The 23,837-nt window shown below is 62.3% G+C and carries 23 protein-coding genes and 1 tRNA gene; 19 read left to right on the forward strand and 5 right to left on the reverse strand.

Annotated elements, in window-relative coordinates:
- The first annotated feature begins 414 nt into the window (after positions 1 to 414).
- From C495_RS13715 to C495_RS13760, 10 genes are all read left to right on the forward strand, one after another.
- On the forward strand, positions 415 to 2,013 hold the full coding sequence (locus C495_RS13715; protein WP_008163912.1) for an SLC13 family permease: 1,599 nt from the start codon (positions 415 to 417) through the stop codon (positions 2,011 to 2,013).
- Positions 2,014 to 2,163: 150 nt separating this feature from the next.
- The gene (locus tag C495_RS13720; protein WP_049890353.1) at positions 2,164 to 3,282 is read left to right on the forward strand and encodes a YhjD/YihY/BrkB family envelope integrity protein; all 1,119 of its coding nucleotides are present in this window, start codon (positions 2,164 to 2,166) and stop codon (positions 3,280 to 3,282) included.
- A gap of 67 nt (positions 3,283 to 3,349) precedes the next feature.
- On the forward strand, positions 3,350 to 3,772 hold the full coding sequence (locus C495_RS13725) for a hypothetical protein (protein WP_008163914.1): 423 nt from the start codon (positions 3,350 to 3,352) through the stop codon (positions 3,770 to 3,772).
- A 297-nt stretch (positions 3,773 to 4,069) separates the two neighbouring features.
- Positions 4,070 to 4,765 (forward strand): hypothetical protein, encoded by a 696-nt coding sequence (locus C495_RS17695; protein ID WP_008163915.1) that lies wholly within the window; start codon positions 4,070 to 4,072, stop codon positions 4,763 to 4,765.
- Positions 4,766 to 4,899: 134 nt separating this feature from the next.
- Positions 4,900 to 6,300, forward strand: coding sequence for a metal ABC transporter solute-binding protein, Zn/Mn family (locus C495_RS13735; protein WP_008163916.1), 1,401 nt, complete (start codon positions 4,900 to 4,902; stop codon positions 6,298 to 6,300).
- Between the two features lie 97 nt (positions 6,301 to 6,397).
- Entirely contained in the window at positions 6,398 to 7,141 is a 744-nt protein-coding gene (locus tag C495_RS13740; protein WP_049890359.1) for a metal ABC transporter ATP-binding protein, read from the forward strand.
- Positions 7,138 to 8,283, forward strand: coding sequence for a metal ABC transporter permease (locus tag C495_RS13745; protein ID WP_008163918.1), 1,146 nt, complete (start codon positions 7,138 to 7,140; stop codon positions 8,281 to 8,283). Before C495_RS13740 ends, C495_RS13745 begins: the two co-directional genes overlap by 4 nt.
- 132 nt (positions 8,284 to 8,415) lie before the next feature.
- A complete protein-coding gene (locus C495_RS13750; RefSeq protein WP_008163919.1) occupies positions 8,416 to 10,512 on the forward strand; it encodes an acetate--CoA ligase family protein in 2,097 nt (698 codons plus the stop codon).
- The gene (locus C495_RS13755) at positions 10,509 to 11,648 is read left to right on the forward strand and encodes a phosphotransacetylase family protein (RefSeq protein ID WP_008163920.1); all 1,140 of its coding nucleotides are present in this window, start codon (positions 10,509 to 10,511) and stop codon (positions 11,646 to 11,648) included. The genes C495_RS13750 and C495_RS13755 overlap by 4 nt, the downstream gene beginning before the upstream one ends.
- 200 nt (positions 11,649 to 11,848) lie before the next feature.
- Positions 11,849 to 12,142, forward strand: a complete 294-nt coding sequence (locus tag C495_RS13760) for a PRC-barrel domain-containing protein (protein ID WP_008163921.1) — start codon at positions 11,849 to 11,851, stop codon at positions 12,140 to 12,142.
- Between the two features lie 7 nt (positions 12,143 to 12,149).
- On the opposite strand, the gene C495_RS13765 is transcribed toward C495_RS13760, so the two are convergent.
- On the reverse strand, positions 12,150 to 13,598 hold the full coding sequence (locus C495_RS13765; RefSeq protein ID WP_008163923.1) for a DHH family phosphoesterase: 1,449 nt from the start codon (positions 13,596 to 13,598) through the stop codon (positions 12,150 to 12,152).
- A 171-nt stretch (positions 13,599 to 13,769) separates the two neighbouring features.
- Between C495_RS13765 and C495_RS13770 the strand changes: the two genes are divergently transcribed.
- From C495_RS13770 to C495_RS13800, 7 genes are all read left to right on the forward strand, one after another.
- Positions 13,770 to 13,843: transfer RNA gene (locus C495_RS13770), tRNA-Lys, on the forward strand.
- A 357-nt stretch (positions 13,844 to 14,200) separates the two neighbouring features.
- Entirely contained in the window at positions 14,201 to 14,866 is a 666-nt protein-coding gene (locus C495_RS13775) for an MBL fold metallo-hydrolase (protein WP_008163925.1), read from the forward strand.
- Between the two features lie 99 nt (positions 14,867 to 14,965).
- Complete coding sequence (locus C495_RS13780) at positions 14,966 to 15,283, forward strand: HalOD1 output domain-containing protein (protein WP_049890360.1); 318 nt, start codon at positions 14,966 to 14,968, stop codon at positions 15,281 to 15,283.
- Between the two features lie 81 nt (positions 15,284 to 15,364).
- Positions 15,365 to 15,886, forward strand: coding sequence for a molybdopterin-guanine dinucleotide biosynthesis protein B (mobB, locus tag C495_RS13785; RefSeq protein WP_008163929.1), 522 nt, complete (start codon positions 15,365 to 15,367; stop codon positions 15,884 to 15,886).
- 161 nt (positions 15,887 to 16,047) lie between these two features.
- Positions 16,048 to 16,716, forward strand: a complete 669-nt coding sequence (locus C495_RS13790) for a helix-turn-helix domain-containing protein (protein ID WP_008163931.1) — start codon at positions 16,048 to 16,050, stop codon at positions 16,714 to 16,716.
- Between the two features lie 175 nt (positions 16,717 to 16,891).
- A complete protein-coding gene (locus C495_RS13795) occupies positions 16,892 to 17,659 on the forward strand; it encodes an enoyl-CoA hydratase/isomerase family protein (protein WP_008163933.1) in 768 nt (255 codons plus the stop codon).
- 141 nt (positions 17,660 to 17,800) lie between these two features.
- Positions 17,801 to 18,364 (forward strand): hypothetical protein, encoded by a 564-nt coding sequence (locus tag C495_RS13800; RefSeq protein WP_008163935.1) that lies wholly within the window; start codon positions 17,801 to 17,803, stop codon positions 18,362 to 18,364.
- 88 nt (positions 18,365 to 18,452) lie between these two features.
- Here the strand turns inward: C495_RS13800 and C495_RS13805 are convergent, their stop codons facing one another.
- The 3 genes from C495_RS13805 to pyrB form a co-directional block, all read right to left on the reverse strand.
- Positions 18,453 to 19,292, reverse strand: coding sequence for a hypothetical protein (locus C495_RS13805; protein ID WP_008163937.1), 840 nt, complete (start codon positions 19,290 to 19,292; stop codon positions 18,453 to 18,455).
- 601 nt (positions 19,293 to 19,893) lie between these two features.
- Positions 19,894 to 20,382: an aspartate carbamoyltransferase regulatory subunit gene (pyrI, locus tag C495_RS13810; RefSeq protein WP_008163940.1), complete on the reverse strand. Its 489-nt coding sequence runs from the start codon at positions 20,380 to 20,382 to the stop codon at positions 19,894 to 19,896.
- Positions 20,375 to 21,313 carry an aspartate carbamoyltransferase gene (gene pyrB, locus C495_RS13815; RefSeq protein ID WP_008163942.1) on the reverse strand — a complete coding sequence of 313 codons (939 nt, stop codon included), beginning with the start codon at positions 21,311 to 21,313 and terminating at the stop codon, positions 20,375 to 20,377. The genes pyrI and pyrB overlap by 8 nt, the downstream gene beginning before the upstream one ends.
- A 161-nt stretch (positions 21,314 to 21,474) precedes the next feature.
- Here pyrB and C495_RS13820 point away from each other — a divergent pair, with 161 nt between their 5' ends.
- A complete protein-coding gene (locus C495_RS13820) occupies positions 21,475 to 22,101 on the forward strand; it encodes an RAD55 family ATPase (RefSeq protein WP_008163944.1) in 627 nt (208 codons plus the stop codon).
- 99 nt (positions 22,102 to 22,200) lie between these two features.
- Here the strand turns inward: C495_RS13820 and C495_RS13825 are convergent, their stop codons facing one another.
- The gene (locus tag C495_RS13825; RefSeq protein ID WP_008163947.1) at positions 22,201 to 23,154 is read right to left on the reverse strand and encodes an FKBP-type peptidyl-prolyl cis-trans isomerase; all 954 of its coding nucleotides are present in this window, start codon (positions 23,152 to 23,154) and stop codon (positions 22,201 to 22,203) included.
- An 88-nt stretch (positions 23,155 to 23,242) separates the two neighbouring features.
- Between C495_RS13825 and cyaB the strand changes: the two genes are divergently transcribed.
- Positions 23,243 to 23,788: a class IV adenylate cyclase gene (gene cyaB, locus C495_RS13830; RefSeq protein WP_008163949.1), complete on the forward strand. Its 546-nt coding sequence runs from the start codon at positions 23,243 to 23,245 to the stop codon at positions 23,786 to 23,788.
- Positions 23,789 to 23,837 lie beyond the last annotated feature (49 nt).

Consider the following 23,837-nt stretch of genomic DNA (forward strand, 5'->3'; position numbering starts at 1 on the left):
CCGCTCTCCCCGTTGGATTCGCGGCTTTGCACCTCCGCTCTCTCGAGGAGCGACCAGCTCCCTCCATCGTGCTTCTCGTTGCATGGTGCTGCCCATGCCGATAACCTATAGTAGCCACTGAAAGTCAATGTACACCTGATCGCACGATGGCTGTTCGATCAGTGTTAAATCGTTTCAGTTGTTACTATACCCGTCCGTGACGTCGTGACTGCGCTGACATCGAACGAGACGATACACAGCAAACAGACACTCAGCGCGTCTGTCACTGATTCTTACAATCCCGTGTCGCATAGCACGACCGATGAGTAGGGAATCCGAGGTTCTGTCGAGCGGTCTCACAAGCCGATTCCGTGGAAGTGGACAACGACGAAGCCACAAGCACCGCGAGGGCGACATTTGGGTTCGAGCGACGAAATGAGAACCACGGCTGGGGCAGACTCGAGTACGTCGACGGAGGACGAGGACGAACCGGATGTACTGACGCGTGAGAACGTGGGATTGCTGCTGGGACCACTTGCCTTCGTGATCGTCTACGTGGGCACGCCGTTTGCCATCCCGGGCGACGCGAACGCGGTGTTGGCCGGAACGCTCTGGATCGCGATCTGGTGGATGACGGAAGCCGTTCCAATCCCGGTAACGAGTCTGCTCCCGGTTGCGTTGTTTCCGCTCACTGACGTTGGAACCGTCGCGGATGCCACCACGCCGTATGCTGACCCGATCATCTTCTTGCTCCTCGGTGGGTTCCTGCTCGCGCTTGCTATCGAACACTGGAATCTCCATCGGCGTATCGCGCTGTCGATCGTGCATCTCGTCGGTGTGAGCCCCGAACGATTGCTGTTCGGTTTCATGCTTGCAACGGCCGTCCTCTCGATGTGGATTTCGAACACGGCGACGGCCATGATGATGGTCCCGATCGGGACGGCGGTCGTCGCACAGTACGTCACGATGCAGGAGACGGACGGGGACGGACACACGGAAACAGCGGACGACGACGCAACAGCCGAGCGCGACGACAACCCGAATCGGGAGGCGACGATGGCGACAGCCGAGTCGATCCCGGAGACCGAGGACCTTCCCCGATCACGGTTCGGGATCGCGTTGCTGCTCGGTATCGCCTACGGCGCCTCGATCGGCGGGGCAGCGACGATCATCGGCAGTCCACCCAACGCCGTCTTCGCTGGCGTGGCCGGTTCGAGTCTCGGCGTCGACATCGGGTTTTTCGACTGGATGCTGTTTGCGCTCCCCGCTTCGGCGATTCTTCTGGTGGCGACTTGGTCTCTGTTGGTGGTGTTGCTCCGGCCGGAACGCGTCCCCGCATCCGGGATCGAGGACGTCGTACAGGCCGAACTCGAGGCGATGGGAGCACTCGGACGCGGCGAGCGCCGCGTGCTGTCCGTCTTCGCGATCGTCGCCGGCGGCTGGATCCTTCGGCCGTTCATCCTGGAACCGATCGTGCCGGCACTGACCGACGAGACGATTGCCATCATCGGGGCGATCCTGTTATTCGTCGTTCCGGTCGATCTCCGAGAACGAACGTTTCTGCTCGAGTGGGACGCGGTCGCAGACCTTCCGTGGGGAGTCCTGTTACTGCTCGGTGCCGGGTTCTCGATCGCGAACGCGTTCCAGTTGAGCGGCCTCGACGAACTGATCGCCGAGACGCTGGCCGTCTTCGCCGACGTGCGGCTGATCGTGTTGTTCTTCCTTATCGCGGGCGTCGTTGTCTTTCTGACCGAAATCAACTCGAATACGGCGACTGCGACTGTGTTCATGCCGATCATGATCGGCCTCGGCGCGACGCTCGGCGTCGATCCGCTCGGACTGATGGCACTCACTGCGCTCTCGGCGTCGTTCGCGTTCATGCTCCCGGTCGCGACACCACCGAACGCGATCGTGTTCGGAGCCGGTTACTTGGCGATCCCGGATATGGTGCGAATCGGTATCTGGCTGAATCTGCTGGGGATCGGCATCACTGCACTCCTGACATTTCTCTGGTTCCCCGTTGTGTTCGGGTAGGCGTCTCGGCTCGAGCGAGGCGGGGCGACAACCGTCAGCGCGGTGCTCCGTCGGGTCGCTGCTCGAGTACACCGAGCCCATCCTCGGGACGAAAAGCGACACGGGCGCTGCAAGCCCGTCGGCTATCTGTCAGTACCCCGTTCGTCCGGTATGTCTTCCGGCGCTCGAGATGCGATGTCGTTCGGGAAGACGGTCGTCGACGGCGTTCAGGAGAAGAACGTGCCGTTTATGGCCGCGAGCATCGCGTATCAGGCGTTTATCTCGTTACTGCCGTTGCTCGTGCTGGTGTTCTTTTTCGTCACGATCGTTGGCGACGAGACGTTCGCGGCCGAAGTCACCGCGACGACTGAGGGTGTTCTTCCCGACAGCGGCCAACTTCTGGTCGAAGAATCCCTCGAGGATTCGCCGGCGACGGCGGGGTCGACGATCATCGGGGTCGTCGTACTCCTGTGGGGGTCGTTGAAGATCTTCCGCGGACTGGATACGGCGTTTTCCGAGATTTACGGCACGACCGGGGAGAACTCGTTTCTCGAGCAGTTCCGTGATGCACTGATCGTCTTCGGGGCGATCGGTGGGGCACTGATCGCGGCGGCTGCCACGGGTATCGTGTTCGCGTTCTTGCCGTCGGTTCCGGGACTCGGAGTGGTGCAGTCGCTTCTGCTCGTCGTCGTCCTGACGGCCGCGTTCTACCCGATGTACTACTACTTCCCCGATGTCGGCACTTCTCGGCGGGAGGTCATCCCCGGCGTTGTGTTCGCGGCCGTCGGCTGGATGGCACTCCAGTCGCTGTTCCGAGTGTACGTCTCGTTTGCCGCCGGTTCGGAGGGCGCAGGGCCAGTCGGGGCCATCCTCCTGTTGTTGACGTGGCTCTACTTCGGCGGGCTCATCCTGCTTTCGGGTGCCGTCGTCAACGCGGTCGGAACCGGCTACCTCGAGCCCGGAGCCGACGCCGAATCGGACGAGACCGAGCCGTTCGTCGACGACGACCACCGCGAACGTAAACGGCTGGCCGAGCGAGCGACGACCCTCGAGCGCGAGCGAAATCAGGCACAAGCCGATCTGCACGTCCAGCGCAAGCGATGTGCGCACCTCGAGGACCGCGTCGCCGCCCTCGAAGCGCGCAACCAGACTCTCGAGGCCGAAACCGAGCGCGTACAGCAGGAACTCGACGAACGAACTGGAGAGCCGTCTACGTGGCGACGACTGGGACGGGCGGCACTCAGTCGTGTCCAGGTGGTCAAGGTCGGAACCGTCGAGCGAGACCCATAGCCACGCGTTTGCCAGCAATCGCCTCGCATCCGACATCGTTAGGTAACTCCCGCTCGCACACGCAGTCGTGTCGCGCCCGGTACGAGACGCTCGACGGCGAATCGAAGACGAACATCTCGCAATCGTCGAGGGAATCGACCACTGTGCCCAACAGGTCGCCGACCCCTGGGATACCGCCCGGACGACCGATAGCGAGACGGTCACCACGCGGCTTCGATCGGCGCTCGAGGCAACGGGCCTGCTCGAGCAACTGCCACTGGTGCTCGCCGACGTCGTCGCGGCGATGGGGTATGAGCTGCGCGCCCAGCCAGTTCCAGCGCCGCCGTACGTCGTCGTCACCAGCCGTGGTCCACTGTTGCGGGCGACGATCGATCCCGGGCGGCTCGTCGTTCGATTCGACGCCTTCGAGGTCGTCCGTGATGCCGACCCTGAACAGCCGCCGGCGTATCGACGACGGGATGGGATTCGACTCGAGGTTGCACTCGAGTAGTGGCTGAGATGGACTGCGATCGTCACGGCCCGCCGACCGTAGACCCCACCGCTCGTGGTCGGCGAGACAGCAGCCCCTCTGGTCGTGTCGGGGTCTCGCGGCGAGCTGCCTGCGTCTCGATTCTGTTCGGAACCGACGAACGGGTATCGACAGCCATACCATCGACGGGGACTCGAGTTAGCCACTGTCTCGCTGTGTATGTTAGAATCTGTTAGTGAGTAACGCCACCTTGTGTTCTGTTAATAATATCGTTAGCTTCATTACCAACAAGTCATAAGCAATTGCTGGTAACTACTCATGACGGCAAACCCACACTCGACGTCCCGCCGAAAGCTGCTCGCAGCGTCCGGTTCGATCGCCCTCATCGGGGCCGCAGGCTGTCTCGGTGATGACGATGATGGAGAAAGCGGCGACGACGACAACGGCGAGGAGGAACCGATGGAGTCGACCGTCACCCTTCTCGTTGAGGGAGTCGGTGGCCACGATCACGACGACGACCACAACGACGACGATGGCGGCCACGACGACGACGGCCACAACGACGACGACGACGGCCACAACGACGGCCACGACGACGATGACGGCCACAACGACGACGACGGCCACGACGGCGATGACGGCCACGACGACGGCCACGACCACGGTTTGAGCGACCAGGATATCGAGCACGCCTGCGGCCACATGGAGTTCGACGGGGGCGACGACTTTACAGCAGGCTCGTCAGAAGACGATGCACCGACGATTTCGGAAACCCACCAACCGTTTGCGGTCACGATCGAGGGCGACGACGGCTACGTCGTTTTCGAGGTTGACGATCACGATCACGACGACGACACGTTCGCGTTCTTCAGCGACGTCGCTGGCTCGATTGAGGTCACCGACGGCCACGTCGAGTACGAAACGGCTGACGTCGACGGGTGTGACGAGATCGAGGAGTACGCTATTGTCGAACTCCACGACGGGCGTGCAGTGCTCCGACTCACCGGCGAGTAACGATCTGTCGATCTTCGGCTTTCAGTCTTGCACTCGGGGGCGAGTTGCTAACGACTGAAACGCCGGCACCATGGCTTATTAAATCGTCTCTGTGATATAATAATACTTTTAACCGCGTACCGTCACCTACTGGTATGAATCTGACACGGCGGTCAGTGCTTGCGGGTACTGGTGCCGTCTCGCTCGGTGCGGTCGCCGGCTGTCTGAGCGAGCCCGATGGGATGGGCAACGAGGACGGCTACGCTGCCTTCTTTGCGCTTTGGGACTGGGCAAATCAGGTCGCCGATGGCAACATCGAGTTCGAGAACCCAATCCCGGCTGGCGAGATGGGACACGGCTGGGAGCCCGACTTCGACCTCACCGCAGACGTCGCCTCGAGTGAAGTGTTCATCTATCTGGACACACCCGAGTACTCCTGGGCGCAGGACATCGTTGCCGGCCTCGAGCGCGACTACGGCGATAACGTCGCCGTAATCGACGCGATGAGCGGGATGGGGCCACACCTCATCCCGTTCGGTGGTGGGGACGACGATGACGAGACCGATGGGTTGCCGGAACCCGACTTCGACCACGAGTTCGATCCTGACGATATCGTCAGAGAACGGTTCGACTTCTACGATCTGCGCTCGGAGGAGCAACTCGGCTACTGGCACATCGAACACTGGCACGGTGGCGTTCCAGACGTGCCCCTCGATGGCAGCGTCCCGATCGGAGCCGTGTTCCGCGATTCGGATGATCGGGTCGTTCCGTTGGGAGAAAACGAGGCGTTCCAGTTCGACGCGCGACTGGCCGACGGTGCTCAGGAAGGTGTCATCGAGATCACGTCCTACGGCGACTACGTCGAACTGACGGGCCTCGAGATGGGAGAGACGGAGATCATCTTCGAGCTTCGTCACGAAGGCGAACTCGTCTACGACACCGACGCGGCCCCGATAAGTGTCGACGTGGTCGAAGGCGAGGGAGCAAGCGAGTTCCACGACCCACACGTCTGGGTCGATCCGGTCCTCGCACAACACGCCGTCTCGAACATCGCCGACGGCCTCGCCGAGCTCGATCCGGATAACGCCGACCTGTTCGAGGAGAACGCCGAGGCGTACAACGAACGGCTCGCCGAGATCGACCGGCAGTTCGAGCAACTCGTCGAGGATGCAGACCGCGAGGTCGTCGCGTTCGTCGGCCACGACTCCTATCAGTATATCGCCCGGCGGTACGGTCTCGAGTTCCACACGCCAACCGGTGCGGCACCCGACGCCAGTGAGGACTTCGGTGCCATCGCGAACCTGATCGATATCGTCAACGAACACGACATCGACACCATCCTCTACGATCCGTTCGAGTCCGGGAACCCGAGCGATATGGCCGATCTGCCAAGTGACGCTGAAATGCTCCTCGAGGGGAGTTCGGCGACCAACGCGGAACCGATCAGCCCTGTCGAGGGGACGATCGGTGAGTGGAACGAGAACGGCTGGGGCTGGATCGAACAGATGGAAGAGATCAACCTCCCATCGCTACGGAAGGCGCTCGATGCCGAGTGAATCAATGTCGGAAGCTGACACGCCGGTATCGACCGAGAGCCCGCCGAAAGATGGAAGCATTAAACGTTCGGACGCTCGAGGCTCAACGGAGAACACAGTGACACCGATCGTCGACGTACAGGACGTGACGTTCGCCTACGGTGAGAAAGTCGCCGTCGAGGACATTTCGCTGACGATCGAGCAAGGGGACTTCGTCGGATTGATCGGCCCGAACGGGTCGGGCAAGACGACGCTGTTACACCTCATGCTCGGTCTTCGTCGCCCCGACAGCGGCACGGTCGAACTGTTCGGCCAGCCGAGTCAGGCGTTCGATGACGGCGAACGCATTGGCTACGTCTCCCAGCGCTCGACCGATCGGGGGGAGACGATGCCCGTGACCGTCCGGGAGGTCGTCCTCATGGGTCGGTTCGCCCACGCCGGGCACTCGAAGCTCACCGACGAGGACCACGAGATCGTCGATAAAGCCCTCGAGACGGTCGAGATCGGTGATTTGGCAGATCGACAGATCAATCAGCTTTCGGGTGGGCAGCGCCAGCGGGCCTTTATTGCCCGTGCGCTCGCATCCGAGGCCGATCTGCTTGCCCTCGACGAACCGACCGTCGGCGTCGACGCGGAGTCGCGCGATCAGTTCTACGGGCTGCTCGACGACCTCAACCAACAGGGGATCACGATCATCCTCATCGAACACGACATCGATATTCTGACCAGACACGTCAACAAAATTGCCTGTATCAACAGGGAGCTGTACCACCACGGAAAGACCGTCTCGTTCCTCGAGAGCGATGCGCTCGCAAAGGCCTACGGCGCGGCCCACGGCGTCGTCGAACACGATCATCCATGAGCCACGACACGAACAACTCAGGCGAGACTACAGACGCCGCTGGCGAGAACGCGGGTGTCCGTGCACGTCTCAAAGCGTTTGGACCCTCGAGGATGCAGGTCGAACTCGGCGGGATCGCCGCGACTGCGCTACTTGCGGTGGCAATGATCGCGTTTATCTCCCTCGACTGGCTCCGTGGCGCGCCCGCTTGGCTCGGCGTCGCGGCCCCTGCGGAGTTCCTGTTCGGTCAGTTCCTCATCGTCGGCATGTGGATGGATTTCTATCTCGGGACGAACATCTTTCAGCATCCGTTTATGTGGCGGGCGATCGCGACGGGCGTTCTCATCGGCATCGTCGCACCGCTCGTCGGGACGTACCTGGTCCACCGACAGATGGCGCTCATCGGCGAGACGCTTGCCCACACCGCCTTTGCGGGCGTCGCCATCGGTCTGATCTTCGTGGCGTTCGCCGAGGGGTCGGCGTTGCTCGCACACGTCAGCAATCGTGGGGCGTTGATCCTCATCGCGATGGTCGTCAGCGCGCTGGGAGCGATCGGTCTCCAGTGGCTTACGGCGAAGACGAACACCTACGGCGACGTGCCGATCGCGATCGTCCTCAGTGGGAGTTTCGCCGTCGGGACATTGCTCATCAGCTGGGGCCGTGAACGTGTCTCGATGGCGATCGACATCGAGGACTTTCTCTTCGGGAGCCTGACCATCGTCACCGTCGAGGGGGCACGGATGGTCGCGGTCCTCACCGTGATCGTCGTCGCCGTGATCGCCATGACCTACAAGCAGCTGCTGTTTATTACGTTCGACGAGCAGGCGGCCCGTGTCGCGCGTCTCAACGTCGACGGCTACAACACCCTGTTGATCGTCATGACGGCGGTCGTCGTCGTCGGCGCGATGCAGATCCTCGGCGTGATCCTCGTTGCTGCGATGCTCGTCTTGCCGGTGGCCACGGCCTCCCAGATCGCCAAGAGCTTCCGTGAGACGCTGTATCTCTCCGTGCTGTTCGGACAGACCGCGGTGATCGGCGGGCTGGCGTTTGCGATCTGGGCGAGCCTCCCACCGGGTGGCTCGATCGTCGTCGTCGCCATCGGCTTTTATCTGCTCGCGATCGTCCTCTCGGACCGGTCCGGGGCGTCGCTCTCGATGCACTGACCTGCCGGTCACGATCGCCCCCGGTGTGCTCGAGCCCGACTCGAGTCGGTTGAAAAGACGATGCGAGCACGTGTGCCCACTGCCCGGGAGCAGGGCACGGCTTTAATTCCTTTCAGGTCGACTCATCGAATGATGGGACGGTTATCTGCGTTGTTCGATCCCGAGACCGTCGCCGTAGTCGGTGCGACCGACCGCGATGGCGCTGTCGGTCGCGCGATCCTCGAGAACCTGCGAGATGGGTTCGTCGGCGAGGTCGTACCGATCAATCCGAACCGCGACGAGATTCTCGGGCTCGAGTGTTATCCAGCCGTGTCGAGTGCGCCGCCGATCGATCTGGCGGTCGTCGTCGTCCCGCCCGATATCGTGATCGACTCGATCCGTGATATCGCCGCGGCCGGGACGAAAAACGTCGTCGTCATCACCGCCGGCTTCTCGGAGACGGGCAGCGAAGGAGCCAGACGCGAGCGCCAACTGCGCGACCTCGCCGACGAGTACGACCTCAACGTCGTCGGCCCCAACAGCCTCGGCATCATGTCGACGCCGACCGAGATGAACGCCTCTTTCGGCCCCGAAACCGCCCTCGAGGGCTCGATCTCCTTTATGAGCCAGTCGGGCGCGTTCATCACGGCCGTCCTCGACTGGGCCAGCGAACAGGGGATCGGCTTTCAGGACGTCGTCTCGCTCGGTAACAAAGCCGTCCTCGACGAGACCGACTTCATCCGCGAGTGGGGCGACGATCCCGACACCGACGTCATCATCGGCTACCTCGAGGGGATCGACGACGGCGAGGCGTTCATTCGGGCAGCCCGGGAGGTGACCGAGGAGACACCGATCGTCCTCGTCAAATCCGGACGCACCGACGCCGGGGCACAGGCCGCTTCCTCACACACCGGCGCGATCGCCGGCAGCGAGCGTGCCTACGAGGCCGGCCTCGAGCAAGCCGGCGTGATCCGGGCCCACTCCGTCCAAGAACTGTTCGATTACGCGCGGGCGCTCTCGGGACTGTCGGAACCCGACTCCGACGGCGTCGCCGTCGTCACGAACGCGGGCGGCCCCGGCGTGTTGACGACCGATGCGGTCGGCGACGTCCGCCTCGAGATGGCAGATTTCGCCGACGAGACGCTCGACGCGTTGGGCGAGGCGATGCCAGCGGAAGCCAATATCTACAACCCGATCGACGCCATCGGTGACGCCGACGCCGAGCGCTTCGGTGAGGCCCTCGACATCGCACTCGGCGATCCGAACGTCGGCAGCGCGGTCGTCGTCAGCGCGCCGACGGCCGTCCTCGAGTACGACACGCTCGCCGAGACGGTCATCGAGAAACGCGACGCTCACGAGACCCCCGTCGTCACCTGCCTGATGGGAGGCCAGCGGGCGCGCGCGGCCGGAGACGTCCTTCGTGAGTTCGGCATTCCGAACTACTTCGACCCCGCACGAGCCGTCTCGGGTCTCGATGCGCTGGCCCGGTACCGCGACGTTCGCACGCGGACGGTTGACGACCCAACCCGGTTCGACGTCGACCGCGAGCGCGCCCGCGACATCCTCGAGCGTGCGACCGACCGTGACGACAATCGCCTCGGCGTCGAGTCGATGGACCTCCTCGAGGCCTACGGCATTCCGACTCCCGACGGCGAGATCGTCGACGATCCCGAACGGGCACTCGAGGTCGCATCCGGGATCGACGGCGACGTCGTGATGAAGATCGTCAGTCCCGATATCTCCCACAAGTCGGATATCGGCGGGGTGAAAGTCGGCGTCGCCGACGCGGACGTCTACGACGCCTACGAGGACCTCGTCGCTCGCGCGCGCAACTACCAGCCCGACGCGACGATTCTTGGCGTCCAGATTCAGGAGTTGGTCGACCTCGAGGTCGCCACCGAGACGATCGTTGGGATGAACCGCGACCCGCAGTTCGGCCCACTCTTGCTGTTCGGCCTCGGCGGCATCTTCGTCGAAATCCTCGAGGATACGTCGGTTCGCGTCGCCCCAGTTGGCGAAGACGAAGCCCGCGAGATGATCGACGAAATCAAGGCGGCACCGCTGTTGCGCGGCGCTCGCGGACGCGAGCCCGCAGCCGTCGGCGCGATCGTCGAAACGGTCCAGCGACTCTCACAGCTGGTGACGGACTTCCCGGCGATCCTCGAACTCGACGTTAACCCGCTCGTAGCTGGCCCCGATGGCGTACAGGCGATCGACCTCAGACTCACCGTCGACACGGAGAACCTATGACCGACACCGACACCGACACCGACACCGAGCACAGTTCGACGGCCGACGCCGAAGACGCGCCGGCCGACACCATTCTCGTCAGTTCGCTCGAGACGAGCACCGGCAAGACGGCTATCACGCTTGCACTCGCCCGCATCGCACAGGAACACGGCGAGCGCGTCGGCTACATGAAGCCGAAAGGCACCAGCCTGCAGAGCAACGTCGGGAAGACCTTGGACGAAGACCCGCTGCTCGCCCGCGAACTGCTCGACCTCGAGGCGGAGATGCACGATCTGGAGCCGATCGTCTACTCGCCGACGTTCATCGAGCAGGCAATCCGCGGCCGCGAGGACCCGACCGAGCTTCGAGAACGCGTGACAGAGGCCTTCGAAACCCTCGCCGACGGCACCGATCGGATGTTCCTCGAGGGCGGCGGCGAGTACGACGTTGGCGGCATCGTCTCGCTGACCGACGCCGACATCGCGGCGCTGTTCGACGCGCGCGTCGTGCTCGTTGCCCCATACACGATCGCGGGCGACGCCGACAAGGTACTCGCCGCAGCCGAGACGTTCGGCGACCGACTCGCCGGCGTGATCTTCAACGACGTCGCGGACGCGGCCTACGACAGCCTCGAGACCGACGTCGTCCCCTTCCTCGAGGGACAGGGGGTTCCGGTCTTCGGCGTCGTGCCGAGCGAGCAGGTCCTTTCGGGTGTGACGATCGACGAACTCGCCGATGAACTCGGGGCCTCGATGCTCGTCGATGCCGGCGCGGACGCCTACATCGAGCGCTTTACCGTCGGCGCGATGGGCGGCGACAGCGCCCTGCGTCACTTCCGCCGGACGAAAGACGCCGCCGTAATCACAGGCGGCGACCGCGCCGAGATCCACCGCGCCGCACTCGAGGCTCCCGGAATCAGGTGTCTCATCCTGACTGGCGGCCACCGGCCATCGGGGGCGATCATCGGACAGGCAACCGAGAGCGAAACGCCGATCCTCATGGTCCAGACAGACACCCTCACGACCGTCGAACGGGCTGAAGACGTCGTGCGAAGTGGCCGGACGCGGAACGTCGAAACCGTCGATCGAATGGAACAACTGCTCGCCGACCACGCCGCTGTCGAGTCCATCCTGTCCGCCGACGATCAGAGCCACTGACCGTCACGAGCCACCCATCGGACGACGGCGGTGGGATGCGTGTGTAACTCGTTTCGGGTATGGCGAGCACGTCGTCCAGTCGTTCACTGGCCTCGAGATCGTCAAGATACCGAGACCCGTCGATCTTCGAACCGGATTCATCCTTGAGAAGTGGACGATCGCCTGTAAGAATTAAGAGTCCGCCCTGCATGATTCTTGGCATGGACGACACTCCCCAGGAGATCACCTCCCTTGTCGGACGCGAAGTGTACTCGAACAACGGCGTCTTCGTCGGCGAAGTCGAAGATCTGCGACTGAACATCGACGGCGAAGCCGTGACCGGACTCGCACTCGGCAACCTGAACACCGAACTGTTCGCGGACGCCGCCCGTGGTGGACAAGGCGTCATCGTTCCCTACCGCTGGGTCCGTTCAGTCGGTGACGTGATTCTGATCAACGACGTCGTCGAGCGCGTTCGCCAACCCGACGACGAAGAAGACGAACTGATCGCATAACAGCGCGTTAGCTTCCGTTCGATCCTTCACTGCCATCGACGCCCATCGCGTCGAACAGCGTCCGTTTAACCGCTTCTTCGGTCAACTCGAGCAGCGTATCCCGGGTATCCTCCGAGATTTCGATCCCGGTGAAAATGCCCAGCGGAATCTCCGCGCTGGCCTGTGTCGAGTGGCCCGCAGTCTCGCCCATCTCGCCGTAGGCGTCCTCGAGCACCTTGCCGATGTTGATGCGGATGTCCTTCGAGCGCCCGGCGAGGAAGATGGTCTCATCGGCGATGCCGAAGACGGCAGTCGTCGTCACGCCCTCGAGATTGAGCAGATGGCTCGCGGCCTGTGTCAGCGCCTCACGATCACGGACCAGGCCCGCGTTGGAGACGAGGTGACTCCCCTGCACGTCGCGGTTGGCGATCGCTTCGGCGAGCACGTCGAGCGTCTCGGGAGACATCGACGGTGACTCGACCTGTTCTAGGGTGTCGTGGTTCGCGAAGGGATACAGATAGGCCGCGGCGGTGAGATCGGCAGGGGTCGTGTCGCGTTTGAAATCCAGCGTCTCCGCGCGGATGCCATAGAGCAGCGCGGTCGCGACCTCCTCGGAGACGTTCATGTCGAACTCCTGAATATATTTCGTCATGATCGTCGACGTCGAGGACATGTTCGGACGGATGTCGACGAACTCGGGTTCGAATTCCGAGTCGGATTCGTGGTGGTCGATGACGATGTCGACGGGGAGGTCCATCTCCTCGGAGGTTGCGTGATCGACGAGCGCAACCGTATCGTACACCGAGCGATCCTCGACTTCGTCCCACTGGACCAGATCGATCCCCAGCAGATTGACGAACGCGCGATTCTCCTGATGGCCGACATCGCCCAGATAGATGATATCCGACTCGACGCCGAGGTGGTCAGCAACCGCCTGTAGCGCCGCCGCGCTCGCGATTGAATCCGGATCGGGGCTGTCCTGTGTGACGATCGCCAATCGTTCGTCGGTGGCCTCGACCAACTGGGCCAGTTTCCCCGCGTTGTACTCGAGTTCCCCCGACTCGAGGGCGCGAAGCGCCGACTCGGCGATCACCGACGACGGGTTGATGACGATGTCCGCGCCGAGTTCCTCGAGTTCGTCGCCGGAGACGGGATCGCTCGCGCGGGCGACGACGAACTGGGTGTTGTCAGCGGCGCGGATGTGTTCAACGGCGCGTTTGTTCGATTCGACGTCCGAGGCGAGGATGAGGACGACGTCGCGGTCAGCGACGAGCTCGGCGGCCTCGGGCTCGCGGATGTCTGCGGTACGGGCGTCCAAGTCCTGATCGCGAAGTGACTCGACGCGGCTCTCGTCGCGGTCGATAATGCGAACGTCTTTCCCCTGTTCGACGAGTTCCTCGGCGACGGCGTAGCCGACGCTGCCACAGCCCAAGATCGCGTAGTCAGAGATCGACGAGATCGTAACCCCCGTACTCATTGAGCGTGTGGTCGGCCCGACCACACTTAACGCTCCCGAAGATTGTTGCATGGCGACGAACGTTTCAGCCGGGTGCAATAACGGCTGAGACAGTCCAGCGCCTGTTTCTCTCTGCCACAACGCCGTCCAAGGGAAACGTATTTTACGTCCCATCCGAAAGTCGAAGGTACAGGGCCGGTAGCTCAGTCCGGCAGAGCGTCTGACTCTTAATCAGACGGTCGCGTGTTCAAATCGCGCCCGGCCCGCTTCTCGCCGAGAGCAAATCCGCGAGCGGCGAGCATCGGAACCGGCGGGATTTGAACTAGACCAGAAAGGCGCAGCGCAGCGAGCATTTCTGGGCGTAGTTCATAATCGCGCCCGGCCCGCTTTTGCCACGAGCATTTTCGTGAGAAGCAAAGCGGCTGGAACGATTTGAAGTAGACGAGTCACAGCCCGTAAGTGAGCGCAGCGAGCGAACTGGAACGTCTCGGCGTCGTTCATAATCGCACCCGATCCGCCTTTGCGAAACTCGAGCCTGCGAGCAACAGCTATCCAGCGCAGCCCCCTCGAGGGCGATGAGTCGCCGAGTTATAAGACCGCCCGCACCGTACGCTCGAGCGACTATGTCCGTAATTCACGAGGGAATCACGTTCGAGCGACTCGGCCACGCAAGCAAGCGACTCGAGACCGACGACGGGCGCGTCATCTACGTCGATCCGTGGAGTGACGTTCTCGAGGGCGAACCGGGAGACGGTGACGTCGTGTTCGTCACCCACGACGATTTCGACCACTACGACCCGGACGGGATCGAGGCCGTCGCGGGGCCAGACGCCACGATCGCGGTCTACGAGGCCGTCGACACTGACGACCTCCCGTTTGATGTCGTCGACCTCCCACTCGAGGGGGAGACGACCGTCGACGGGATCGACGTGCAGACGGTACCAGCCTATAACGACCCCGAGGGTGACCACGTCGACGACGACGGGAACCCGTTCCACGCCGAAGGCGAAGTGATCGGGCTCGTCCTCGAACTATCGGGGACGACCGTGTTCTTCCCGTCGGATACGGACGTCCTCGAGCATCACGACGCGGTCAGTGCGGATGTCCTCGTGCCGCCGATCGGTGGCCACTACACGATGGATCGCCACGAGGCTGCAGCCCTCGCTCGCAGCATCGAGCCCGAACTGGTGTTGCCCGAACACTACGACACGTTCGAGGCGATCGAAACCGATGCGGAAGCGTTCGCCGCAGAACTCGAGGCCGACGGGATTCGCGTCGAACTGTTCTGAGGACGACCGCTATGTTTCGCTCTCGAGCGCGAAGTCGTGCGCTCGAGTACCGATATGGTTTGGGACAAGTCACTTTTGACGACAATTCTGATCATTGATATGTTCCATCACACCGATGGCTGTCCGAATGGCGAGGAGTGTGTGACGATCCGAGCCGTCAGGGGAGATGCAGAATCGATCCTCCAGACGATTCTGCGGGCTGTCGCTGCCATCGAGAACGTTCCTGTAACGGAACTCGAGTCGCTGTACGAACGGATCGATCCGGAGGCGCTTGCCGACCTCTGTAGCCATGCAGACGACGCCGGAAGCGACGTCACTGTGACGTTCACCGATCATGGACACACGGTTGTCGTCTCCCACGACGGGCGTGTCTGTGTCCAGCCCGGAACCACGACGCACGCCACGGAGTCCACATAGTTGTTACGCGCTTGCGGACTGTCTTCGGCGGCACTACCCGGTCGAACGAATCTTGTATCCACCGCGTGAAACACAACCGTAATGAGTCAGGAATCGACGCTTCGGGTCGTCTGTCTCGCTGGCCCGAGCGACTCGGGAAAAACGACGCTCGTCGAGGAACTCGTCCCGAAACTCGCCGAGGACGGACGTGTCGCGACCGTCAAGTCGATCCACCACGATATCGAGATCGATACGCCGGGCACCGACACGCATCGCCACCGAACGGCCGGTGCCGAAACCGTCGTCGGGATCACGCCCGAACTGACGTTCGACATCAGCACACGCGGCAAACGAGACCCACCGTCGTCGCCCGACAGCAACGAGTTGTTCGACTCGACCGATCCCGAACTGCAGGCGCTTGCGAGCACGCTTGCCCGCCTCGAGCGACGGGGCTACGAGTTCGTCATCGTCGAGGGATTTTCGGCGGCTCCACTGCCGACGATCCTCGTCGGCGACTGCGATCCGGCTGCCGTCGGCGGCGAACTCGTCGGCCGCGGAACGGACAGCAGCAGTGATCTCGTCGCGACGATCCGGACGCTCGAGCCGGTGACCACCCTCGAGTGAGCGAGCGGTCGATGTCCCGTCCGGCGGCGTCCAACCACGAGCGACGGGCGAACGATGAGCGCATCGAAATCGATAAGCAATCGTGTTATTCGCCGGTATCGTGGCTAATCCCTTTGGAAATGGGGTTATCTGGATCGTCCGTGTATCGGTAAGTGAAACGTATGACCTCAATCGCAGACATCGAGATTCCGGCCGATGGAACCGGAACAAACGAGCTGTTCAACGCGGTTCCGTCGCTGACCTGTGAAATGGAGCGAGTTATCGCCTCGAGCGGCCACGGGCTGTGGCTTTCGGGGCCATCACAGGAGGCGATCGAAACCGCACTTGACGAGGCTGGCGCGATCGGCGCGTACGCACTGATCAACAGCGACGCCGACCGCTGGCTGTACGATATCGAGTTCGAGCCAGAGACCATCAACGTCTTCGAGGTCGTCCTCGAGGAAGGTGGTACCGTACTGAGCGCGTCGGCCTCGAGCGACACGTGGCTGCTGAGCATCCGGTTTGCCGACCGCGAGAGCGTCAGTTCGCTCTACGATCGGCTCGACGAGCAGGGAGTGACACCAACGATCGTCCGGCTGTTCAATCTGGCCGAGGAGACCCACTCGCAGTGTGGGCTCACCACTCGACAGTACGAGACGCTCGTCGCGGCGATCGACCACGGCTACTTCGAGATTCCGCGTGAAGTGTCGATGCAGGAACTTTCGGAGGAGTTGGATATCTCCCATCAAGCCCTTTCGGAGCGGCTCCGACGGGCCTACCGCGCCCTCGTCACGTCGGAGCTGAACGTCTCCGAAGACGACACTGTCGCACCGCCGATGCCGTCGGACTGAGCCGAAGTCGATCGGGAACTCGATCGCGACGGAAGACCCCGGCCCACGACCGGACTCACTCGATGTTTTCACCGACGCTCGTTCAGTAGCCGACAGGCGCTCGAGTGAGCGTGCAAACGCCGCCGCTGTCGCCTGAACGGGTATCATTATATGTCGTGGCAATAACCCGTTGAGCATGAACGTCGACAGCGACGGTGACGTGTGTCGGATCGCGTTCGATCGACCGGGCGCGCTCAACGCGCTCACGAAAGAGACAGCGATCGATCTGGCCGAAACGATCGAAGACGCCTCGGTCGAGGAGTACGACGCGATCGTCATCACGGGCGAGGGTGATGCCTTCAGCGCCGGCGGCGACATGCAGGCGCTGGCGCAGGCGCCCGAATCGACGCGGACGGCCTACGAGTCAGTCACCGAGACGTTCGGTCGCGTCGTCGAAGCACTGCTCGAGTGTCCCGTCCCGATCGTTGCGAAAGTCAACGGGGATGCCATCGGCGCTGGGCTGGCAATCGTCGCCCTCGCGGACATCGCCTACGCGGCCGAAGACGCGACGTTTTCCTGTGCGTTCGTTCGCGTGGGTCTGATTCCGGACACCGGTGGCACGTTCATGTTGCCACACATCATCGGTCTGCGCGCTGCCAAGCAACTCGCCTTTACGGGCGAGTTCTTTGGTGCCGAGCGGGCGGCCGACCTCGAGTTAGTCAACGAGGCGGTTCCGGCCGACGAACTCGACGCGCGAGTCGACGACACCGTTTCCCAACTGCAAAAACGACCGACGGAGATCATCGGCCTGATGAAACAGGCGATGCACGAGAACATTGCCCGCCCGTGGTCGGACGCACTCGACTACGAGAACCTGCTGCAGGTGCAGGCCCGAACCTCCGACGCCCACGAGGAGGGTGTCAACGCCTTCCTCGAGGGCCGAGAGCCGGAGTTCGAGACGTAACGCACTGGCTTAAGGCACCTAACCGCACGGCTGCGGTGGGATGCGTGTAAAACTCATTGCAGGTGAGCCGACAGCCAGCCGTGGCCGCAAGCCAGCGCAAGCACCATCAACTTCCTTCCGCTCGGCGTCTACTGTGCTGCAATGCCCACAGAGTTTACTGACAGCGACATCGGCAAGACCGTTATCAACGCAAACGGCGATGATGTTGGCATCGTCGCAGACGTCGAACACGGAACAGCACACGTCGAACCGGACCCCGGAATCACAGACACAATCAAGGCAAAACTCGGCTGGGGCGGGACCGACGAAGACGCATACCCGCTGCAGAAAGAAACCGTCGCTCGAGTCACGGACGATGCGGTTCATCTCGAGAGCGACGTCTCGGGAACAGGCGGCGGTGCCACCGGCACCAGCCGTTCGACTGGTATGGAAACAGACAGCGAGCGAGGGACCGATCGAGACACGGGGATGCATGACGACGACGATGACTTGATCGGCGACGACGATGACGGGTTCACCGACGATGATGAGCTAATTGGTGACGACGACGATGATGACCTGATCGGTGACGACGATGACGGGTTCACCGACGATGATGAGCTAATTGGTGACGACGACGATGATCTGATCGGTGACGACGATGACGGACTCACCGACGACGATGAGCTAATTGGTGACGACGACGACGAGACACGTACCCGGTGAGATCCACCTCGCCGTAAACAGAACGGGATCAGCGAGTCCGCACGCAGTCTGGCACTGCCCGTCGGCGAAACTCCCGCCCGCAACCGTTTCAGTTGTCCGTTCCCGGCTCGCCGTGTGTCACGCCGTCTTGTTCGTCGGCTCGTCTGCGCCGCAGGGCCGCCCGCGCGTTGCTCGCTTCGTAGCCGAAGAAGACGTCGTTGCCGTAGGCTTCAGCGACCTCAGTGGCGTGGATCAACTTGTCGATATCGATGTTGACTGCGTACAGCTCGATGTTAAACGGCGTCTCGAGTGCGCTCTCGAAGCCTTTGGCGATCGTCTCGAGCCAGTAGGTCGTCTCGTAGGCCATATCGTACAGTGGGACGACGAACTCGTCGATATGTTCCGCTACGGCCTCGAGGTCGATGCCGGCGCGCTTGTAGAGGTGGCCGGGATAGGGGTCGGGATAGAGCGTCATGTAGACGCGGCCAGGGATGCGATCGACGGCTTCCTCGACGAACTCGGTGATGACGCTGGCGCGCCACTCGAAGCGATCGTCGTACTCGCTGGCTTTAAACGACTCCTCGCAGACGCCACAGCGGCAGTACTCGGGCCGTGGGAAGCCGATGTCGTCGAGTCGGACGTCCTCGTTGGCCTCGACGCAGTCGTCGATGATCTCGAGGAGCCCCTCACGATAGTCCTGCCGGCTGGGACAGATATAGGCCCAGTCGAAGTACGTCCGGTCCCGCGTGGCCGGGCGGCCGAAATCGTCGACGGCGACCAGCGATGGATCGGCATCCGCAGCGGCGTTGTCGCCGAAGCAAGAGACCATATTCACGCCATCTTCGATCGGCTCAGCGGATCGACCAGTAACGTCTTTGACTTCGTAGAATCCGCGCTCGAACTCAGGCCATCGGACTTCTTCTGCGTTCCGCGTGACGACGCCGTACATAGCGTAGCCTACGCTGCCGTCCCCGTAAGCCGTTCGGAATCGAGCGACTCTTCTACGGCCCTATCGTCCTTGCACAGCCGATGGCGACCGCTCGAGAACAGAGCTCGAAGCGACTATCCAACAGTCCACGGAGACCGCCTCGACCGGACTCGAGTGTCCACCCGGCAACGGCCGGAGCGGCGTCGATAGAAGGGGCGGTCCGTCGCTCGACGACTGAGAACCGGAGTCGGAGCAGTGCGTCGGTTCCGGCCGTCGATTCAGACGGACATCTATCGGTCAATGCGGGTACACCCGCGAGTTCTGTGGCCCCATCGGGAGACCGGGCCACAGCCGTCTCAGGAGTACCGCGCCACCAGAGGTGGCAGCCAGTGCGTTACTCGGCTGGCTCGTACTCGATCTCTTCGATATCGACGTCGGAAGAGCCGCCGGAGACGACTTTCCAGAGGACAGCGATAACGAACAGGGCAACCAGGATTTTGACTGTACGTGACATGTACGACTGAATCGTGGGCCGGTGTACACTTAGATATTCTGGATACTTTACTGGGTGTCCGGGGCGTCACCGAGACGAACACCCGCCGGTCAGTGCCGAGACCCGCGATCAGGTGTCGATCAACGAGGGAATCCCGTCTCTGACGATCGTCTCACAGTAGCCACACCGCACCCCGTCATCGAGCACCTCGAACCGGGAGCTCACCGGTTCGTCACCGGTCGTGATACACCCGGTGTTCGGACAGGAGAGAACCTCTTCGACGAGATCAGGCCGTTCAACGCGGTGTTTCTCGATTACGTCGTAGTCGCGGACGATGTTGATCGTCGCATCCGGTGCGATCAACGAAAGGACGTCCACTTCGTCCTGACTCAGTTCGCGACCTTCGACCTTGACGATGTCCTTGCGTGCAAAGCGATCCGACGGGACGTTCATGCCGACCGAAACCTCCTCGCCATCGCTGCCATCGATGCCGAGAATCGCCAACACGTTCAACGCCTGCCCACCACGAACGTGGTCGATGACGGTTCCGCTACGGATCTTGCTCACCCGCAGCTCGTGGTCGTCGTGCCCATCGTGGTGGTCGTGGTCGTCACTCATCGGTGTCACCTCGCGTGTGGTTTTCCAGCAGCAAATCAAGCAGTGCCATTCGGACCGGAATGCCGTTGTGAGCCTGCTCGAAGTAGGCCGCGTGATCGGTGTCGTCGATCTCCGGGGCGATCTCGTCGACCCGTGGCAGCGGATGCATCACAGTCAACTCATCGCGTGCGTCCTCGAGCGTCTCGAGGTCGATCTGGTACTCGCCGGCGATTTTCTGATACTCGTTCTCGTCGGGGAAGCGCTCGCGTTGAATTCGGGTCACGTACAGCACGTCGAGCGAAGGGAGGATCTCCTCGAGCGAGTCGTGCTCGCGGATCTGTGTTCTCTCGCCTTGCTGATGGAGGTCGTAGACGACGTCGCGTGGCAACTGGAGACTCTCCGGGCTGATGAAATGCTGTCGGGTGTCGAAGTTCGTCAGCGCATACGACAGCGAGTGGACGGTGCGGCCGTACTTCAGGTCGCCCATAATACCGATGGTGAGGTCGTCCAGCCCGGCGTTTTCCCGAATCGTGTACAGATCGAGCAACGTCTGTGTGGGATGGTGGCCCGCCCCGTCGCCGGCGTTCAACAGCGGGACGTCGACGAACTCGCTGGCCATCGTCGCCGAGCCCTGTTTCGGGTGGCGCAAGACGAGCGCGTCGGCGTAGCCTTCGGTGACGCGGACGGTGTCGGCGAGCGTCTCGCCTTTCTTGACGCTCGAGGACTCGATCGAGCCCATGTCGATGACGCTGCCGCCGAGGCGTTTCATAGCGGTCTCGAAGCTCATCTTCGTTCGCGTACTTGGCTCGAAAAACAGCAGTCCGAGCACCGAGTTCGCGTGGCGATCGGCGACGGCCGACGGATCGGCATCGATCTCGGCCGCTCGGTCAAGGACGGTCTCGATATCCGCCCGTGAGAGTTGTTTGCTCGTGATGAGGTGGTCGTGGCGCATTCGTTCGTGTTGGCTCTTGCCGAGCCCTTGAATCTCTCCATTCTGTGTCGCCGAGAGTGAATGGCTCACTGAACGGTTCGTTTCTTCTTACTGTTTTCATTTCATGAATTAACTTGAAGCCAAAGAGTTATCCGGGTGCTGCGGTAACTGGTCACAATTGAATGGTCGGGCGGTTAGATACCGGAATCGACGTACTTGATCGGAAGCTCGACGGTGGGTTGCCACCGGGGTGTATCGTCGCCTACGGCGCCGAGCCGGCCAGCCAATCCGAGCTGCTGTTGTACGAGCTGACGGCCGCCCGCGGGACGCTATACCTGACGACCGAACGCTCCGACGACGCCGTCCGCCACGCGCTCGAGGCCTCTCCGTCAGCAGTCGGCAGTCCGACCGTCCGACAGGTCACCAGCACCGATCCCCTCGAGGAAGCGACCCGACTCATCGGGGCGTTGCCCGACGGGGCGAACCTGATCATCGACACGATGGACGTCTTGGAGCGAACCGACGAGGACGACTACATCGAGTTCTGTAACGAACTCAAATCGCAGATGCTCGAGACCGGCTCGATCGCGGTGTTACACTGTCTGAAAAGCGATCACGCACCGGCCAACCGAACGCGAACCCTTCACGCGGCCGACGCTGTCTTCGATCTCCGGACGAAAATCGCCGGCAGCGAACTCGAGAACCACCTCACGATCCCGAAGTTCCGCGGCGGCGGCCAGCCCACCGAGGCGATCAAACTCGAGCTCACGGAAGAAGTGGCGATCGACACGAGTCGGGATATCGCCTAATCCGGAGCCGAACACGTTTCTCGACCTGGTCGAATGTGAACCAGCACCGGCTGCTGGTGCTCGTCGCGGCTTATCGAACCGAAAAGAACGGAACCGGAGTTACTCCTCTGCGCCTTCGAGTTCCTCGACGATCTCGTCGGCATCGACGTCGGCGTCCTCGAGGGCCTCCTCGATGTCACCGCCGCCCATACCGCCCATGCCGCCCATCATGCCGCCCATGCCCATGCCACCCATGCCGTCGATGACTTCCTGGACAATGACGCGGTCGACACCGATCTTGTCGATGATGTCCTGTCCGATCTGCTGTTTGCCTATCATCCACTGCTGGTTCATGGTCATCTGGGGCGTGGCCTCGAGGTAGACCGTCTCCTTCTCGACGGTTTCGGTCTCGAACTCGGGCTCGGCGTCCTCATCATCGTCGTCAGACTCGACGGGGACTTCCTCTTCGACTTCGTCCGTCTCGATCCAGAGGTCGGGTTCCATCCCGAGGTACATCTCGAACAGGCCGGCAGCCTGCTGCTCGCGGTCGTCGACTTCGTCGAGGATCTCGTACTCGTACTCGACGTCCTCACCCGCGAGCGGGTGGTTGAAGTCGACACGGGCGCGACCGCCGATGATCGTGCTGATGTAGCCCTGCTGGCCGTCGATCTGCACGTTCGCACCGGGGTAGCGGTCGTCCTCGTCGATCTTGTCGGCGCTGACGGTCTGGACGTTGTCAGCATCGTACTCGCCGAAGGCCTCTTCGGCGGGGATCGTCACGGTGCCGGAGTCGCCGACCTCGCTGCCGACGAGTGCCTCTTCGACGCCGTCGAAGATGTGGCCCTCGCCCAGCACGATCGTTCGTGGTTTGAACTCCTGGCCCTGGTCGTCGACACCCTCTTCCTCGGCGACGTCAGGGTCGGTCGTGTCGACCAGCTGGTCGCCGTCGGCGGTGTATGCGGTGTAGTCGATCTCGACGAAGTCTCCGTTCTGGAGTCCCTCGGCGTCTTCTTCTACTGCTTCTTCGACGTCATCGGCCTGCTCCTCGAGCTCGGCCTCCTGATCCTCGGTCATACGTTGTACGTCCCGCCGTCTACATTTAAGGTCGACGTTTTTGCCCCGGAACGACCGATACTTACGACCGCTTCCCGTGGCCTCGGCCATGTACGAAGTCGAAACGAAGGTTCCTGCCGATCTCACAGCCGTTCGAACACGACTCGACGAACTGGGCGCAACTCGAGAGCGGACCATCGTGCAGGCGGATACGTACTACGACGCCCCGCACCGCGAGTTCGTCGAAACCGACGAAGCGCTGCGAATCCGTCGCGAGTCGACCCCCGAGTCGGGGGCCGACGAGACGCGTGTCACCTACAAGGGCCCCCTGCTGGACGGCGAATCCAAAAGCCGCGAGGAGTTCGAGACTGCAGTCGGCGACGGCGAGACGATGGACGCCATCCTGACGAATCTCGGCTTTGCGCCCGCCGCGACGGTCCGTAAGGAGCGCGAACGGTTCGCGCTCGAGGAGTATACGATCACGCTCGACGCCGTCGACGACGTCGGCGAGTACGTCGAAGTCGAAACCGACGTCGAGGACGACGCCGACCTCGAGACCGCCCGCGAGGGCGCGTATGACGTCCTCGAGCAACTCGGGCTCGATCCAGCCGACCAGCTTCGGACATCGTACCTGGGGCTGTTACTCGAGTCCTGAGGAAGCGCTTCCCCAACAGCGTATTACTTGTAAGCATTTTTCACACCGA

Origin of the sequence: Natronorubrum sulfidifaciens JCM 14089 (genome assembly GCF_000337735.1) — an archaeon.
GTDB lineage: Archaea > Halobacteriota > Halobacteria > Halobacteriales > Natrialbaceae > Natronorubrum > Natronorubrum sulfidifaciens.

Coding starts and splice junctions, on each gene's coding strand:
- C495_RS13715 (WP_008163912.1), top strand. CDS start 415: ATGAGAACCACGGCTGGGGCAGACTCGAGTACGTCGACGGAGGACGAG.
- C495_RS13720 (WP_049890353.1), top strand. CDS start 2,164: ATGTCTTCCGGCGCTCGAGATGCGATGTCGTTCGGGAAGACGGTCGTC.
- C495_RS17695 (WP_008163915.1), top strand. CDS start 4,070: ATGACGGCAAACCCACACTCGACGTCCCGCCGAAAGCTGCTCGCAGCG.
- C495_RS13735 (WP_008163916.1), top strand. CDS start 4,900: ATGAATCTGACACGGCGGTCAGTGCTTGCGGGTACTGGTGCCGTCTCG.
- C495_RS13745 (WP_008163918.1), top strand. CDS start 7,138: ATGAGCCACGACACGAACAACTCAGGCGAGACTACAGACGCCGCTGGC.
- C495_RS13750 (WP_008163919.1), top strand. CDS start 8,416: ATGGGACGGTTATCTGCGTTGTTCGATCCCGAGACCGTCGCCGTAGTC.
- C495_RS13755 (WP_008163920.1), top strand. CDS start 10,509: ATGACCGACACCGACACCGACACCGACACCGAGCACAGTTCGACGGCC.
- C495_RS13760 (WP_008163921.1), top strand. CDS start 11,849: ATGGACGACACTCCCCAGGAGATCACCTCCCTTGTCGGACGCGAAGTG.
- C495_RS13765 (WP_008163923.1), bottom strand. CDS start 13,598: ATGAGTACGGGGGTTACGATCTCGTCGATCTCTGACTACGCGATCTTG.
- C495_RS13775 (WP_008163925.1), top strand. CDS start 14,201: ATGTCCGTAATTCACGAGGGAATCACGTTCGAGCGACTCGGCCACGCA.
- C495_RS13780 (WP_049890360.1), top strand. CDS start 14,966: ATGTTCCATCACACCGATGGCTGTCCGAATGGCGAGGAGTGTGTGACG.
- mobB (WP_008163929.1), top strand. CDS start 15,365: ATGAGTCAGGAATCGACGCTTCGGGTCGTCTGTCTCGCTGGCCCGAGC.
- C495_RS13790 (WP_008163931.1), top strand. CDS start 16,048: ATGACCTCAATCGCAGACATCGAGATTCCGGCCGATGGAACCGGAACA.
- C495_RS13795 (WP_008163933.1), top strand. CDS start 16,892: ATGAACGTCGACAGCGACGGTGACGTGTGTCGGATCGCGTTCGATCGA.
- C495_RS13800 (WP_008163935.1), top strand. CDS start 17,801: ATGCCCACAGAGTTTACTGACAGCGACATCGGCAAGACCGTTATCAAC.
- C495_RS13805 (WP_008163937.1), bottom strand. CDS start 19,292: ATGTACGGCGTCGTCACGCGGAACGCAGAAGAAGTCCGATGGCCTGAG.
- pyrI (WP_008163940.1), bottom strand. CDS start 20,382: ATGAGTGACGACCACGACCACCACGATGGGCACGACGACCACGAGCTG.
- pyrB (WP_008163942.1), bottom strand. CDS start 21,313: ATGCGCCACGACCACCTCATCACGAGCAAACAACTCTCACGGGCGGAT.
- C495_RS13820 (WP_008163944.1), top strand. CDS start 21,475: ATGGTCGGGCGGTTAGATACCGGAATCGACGTACTTGATCGGAAGCTC.
- C495_RS13825 (WP_008163947.1), bottom strand. CDS start 23,154: ATGACCGAGGATCAGGAGGCCGAGCTCGAGGAGCAGGCCGATGACGTC.
- cyaB (WP_008163949.1), top strand. CDS start 23,243: ATGTACGAAGTCGAAACGAAGGTTCCTGCCGATCTCACAGCCGTTCGA.